Raw genomic sequence first — 405 nt, 5'->3', positions numbered from 1 at the left:
GTACTCGTCGACGACGTTGCGCCGATCACCCTGCTCGAGCAGCTCCGGGTCGTACCGGGAATCGTCCGGCCACGCACCCTCCCATGGCCCCACACCTTGGCTCAGATTTTCGTCGTCGTTCGGGCGAAGCGACACGCCCGCCGCGTCGTCCGCCCGTTCGAGCCGCTGCTCGCGCTCGTCATCTGCGTTCACGCAGACCACCGTAGTGCCGCCCACGCCAGTCGCCGCGCCCTACCGTGTGAGCCGTGACGCAGACACATCGTCCTAGGTCTACGCTCGTACCTCTCCGAGCCCGATCGCAGAGCGGACAATACGCACCGCTTCGTCCGGGGAGAGGAGCTCCCCGGAGCTGACCACCACGCCATCGACGATGATCGCCGCATAACCTGGGGCCCGGATCGCCGA

At 67.4% G+C, this 405-nt stretch carries 1 pseudogene; it reads right to left on the bottom strand.

The features are described from left to right. Positions 1–192: pseudogene (locus ELR45_RS40870) on the bottom strand (TrmH family RNA methyltransferase); the annotation flags it as partial. Positions 193–405 lie beyond the last annotated feature (213 nt).

It is taken from the genome of Phytoactinopolyspora endophytica, from assembly GCF_004138495.1.
GTDB lineage: Bacteria > Actinomycetota > Actinomycetes > Jiangellales > Jiangellaceae > Phytoactinopolyspora > Phytoactinopolyspora endophytica.
Note: the sequence above shows the minus strand (reverse complement) of the source record. Positions and strands in the feature narration are given on the sequence as shown.